The organism is Vibrio sp. V42_P2S4T144 (assembly GCF_009904715.1).
Taxonomy (GTDB): Bacteria; Pseudomonadota; Gammaproteobacteria; order Enterobacterales; family Vibrionaceae; genus Vibrio; species Vibrio alginolyticus.
Window position 1 is genome coordinate 1 of the sequence record NZ_WXWS01000428.1, and the last position, 2,566, is coordinate 2,566.

Genomic DNA, 2,566 nt, shown 5'->3' on the forward strand with positions numbered 1-2,566 from the left:
ATAACAAACCGTGTCGAAATCGTAGTTTTTGTGATTTTTCGTAAAGTTGTTCGATATTTGCATCGGGACGCAAGGAAGCTCGCGTAGGCGTAGCGGCTGAGCAGAGGAGAGATCTTTTGAAAAGATTAACGACTACTCTAGCCTTATCACTGAATGTGATTTTAATCACATTTTCCTCTTTTGGTTGGTCAAAGGAAAATGACTACAACATGACAAAAGGGGTCACAGAGATAAGTGGGCAAGTGTATGAATTACATATGCTGATTTTCTATATCTGCTGTGTAATTGCTTTGATTGTTTTTGGTGTGATGTTCTATTCCATCTTCCGTCATCGCAAGTCAAAAGGAGCAGTTGCCGCACATTTCCATGAAAGTACAAAAGTGGAAATTATTTGGACGGTCATACCCATCATCATTCTTGTCGCTATGGCGATTCCCGCAACAAAAACTCTAGTAGCAATGGAAGACACAAGCCAATCGGATATCACGGTCAAGATCACAGGCTCGCAATGGAAATGGCATTACAGCTATTTTGGCGAAGATGTTGAGTTTTTTAGTTTGCTTGCCACCAGCCAAAAACAAATTGATGGAATCGAAGCTAAAGGCGCACATTACTTACTGGAAGTAGATAACCCTTTGGTGTTGCCTGTGAATCGCAAAGTGCGTTTTTTGATGACTTCTGATGATGTCATTCACTCTTGGTGGGTACCGGACTTTGCCGTCAAGAAAGACACCATTCCAGGTTTTATTAATGAAGCATGGACAAGAATTGATGAGCCAGGCGTATATCGCGGTCAGTGTGCGGAGCTATGTGGTCGTGCACATGGATTTATGCCAGTGGTGGTGCATGCGATGGAAGAAGAAAAGTTCGATGAATGGCTAGCGAGTAAGAAGGAAGAACTCGCACTTCAAAAAGCGGCGGCACAAGAAGCGCTCTCTCAAGACTTATCTATGGATGAATTGATGTCGCAAGGCGAATCGATATACACGGCGCGTTGCGCTGTGTGTCATCAGGCAAATGGTGAGGGGATTCCGGGTGCATTTCCCGCGATTAAAGGCAGTCCTATTGCAACCGGAGATGTTACAGAGCACATAGATATTATTGTCAACGGTCGCCCGGGCACCGCAATGCAGGCTTTTTCTAATCAGTTAAGTGACAAAGAAATTGGCGCGGTTATCACATATCAACGAAATGCATGGGGCAACGATACTGGCGATACAGTGCAAGCATCCGATGTGAATGCCTTTAAAGCACAAGGCAGTGCTAAGGAGGAAATATGAGTAAGCCAATAGATAAGGCAGTGAAGTCTGCGCCAGCAGAAGCCAGTGCGAACAGTACCATTGCGATTGATGATGGTCACGAGCATCATGCACCCCAGGGCATCACTCGTTGGTTGTATTCTACAAGCCATAAAGACATAGGCACCCTCTACCTTTGGTTTAGCTTTGCGATGTTTCTAACAGGTGGTGCGATGGCTATGATCATTCGTGCCGAACTGTTCCAGCCAGGGCTACAGCTAGTCGATCCGCAGTTTTTTAATCAAATGACCACGGTACACGGTTTAGTGATGGTATTTGGTGCGGTGATGCCAGCATTTACGGGGCTTGCTAACTGGATGATCCCGATGATGATCGGCGCTCCAGATATGGCGCTGCCGCGCATGAACAACTTGAGCTTTTGGATCTTACCTTTTGCATTTCTCATCTTGTTGAGCTCGTTGTTTTTACCTGGCGGCGGTCCTGATTTTGGTTGGACGTTTTATGCTCCGCTGTCCACGACTTATGGCCCGGATAGCACTGCGCTGTTTGTATTCTCTGTGCATATCATGGGTATCAGCTCCATTATGGGCGCGATCAACGTTATCGTGACGATCGTAAATATGCGAGCTCCGGGAATGACTTGGTTCAAGTTACCAATGTTTGTTTGGACTTGGTTAATTACCGCTTTCTTGCTAATCGCGGTTATGCCGGTATTAGCGGGTGCGGTGACCATGGTTCTTACTGACAAATATTTCGGGACTAGCTTCTTTGACGCAGCTGGTGGTGGTGACCCGGTAATGTTCCAACACATCTTTTGGTTCTTTGGTCACCCAGAAGTGTACATCATGATTTTACCGTCGTTTGGAATCATCTCCGCCATTCTGCCTGCTTTCAGTGGTAAGAAGCTGTTTGGTTATCATTCGATGGTTTACGCGACGTGCAGCATTGCATTGTTATCTTTCCTTGTGTGGGCGCACCACATGTTTACCACGGGGATGCCAGTTTTTGCTGAGCTCTTCTTCATGTATTGCACTATGCTGATTGCGGTACCAACGGGGGTTAAAGTCTTTAACTGGGTTGCCACCATGTGGCGTGGAGCTCTGACATTTGAAACGCCAATGTTGTTTGCCATTGCCTTTATTGTGCTTTTTACTATTGGCGGCTTCTCGGGACTAATGTTGGCGATTGTGCCGGCGGATTTCCAATATCATGACACTTACTTCGTGGTTGCCCATTTCCATTATGTGTTGGTATCTGGTGCGGTATTCTCGATCATGGCAGCGGCATACTACTGGCTACCTAAGTGG

2 protein-coding genes are annotated in these 2,566 nt (G+C 46.1%); both read left to right on the forward strand.

Annotation, left to right across the window (positions count from 1 at the left end):
* Positions 1-116: 116 nt before the first annotated feature.
* Positions 117-1,280: a cytochrome c oxidase subunit II gene (gene coxB / locus CAG68_RS14380; protein ID WP_005385208.1), complete on the forward strand. Its 1,164-nt coding sequence runs from the start codon at positions 117-119 to the stop codon at positions 1,278-1,280.
* Positions 1,277-2,566, forward strand: a 1,290-nt coding sequence (locus CAG68_RS14385) for a cbb3-type cytochrome c oxidase subunit I (RefSeq protein WP_161441303.1), incomplete at its 3' end; no start/stop codon positions are given. The genes coxB and CAG68_RS14385, both read left to right, overlap by 4 nt.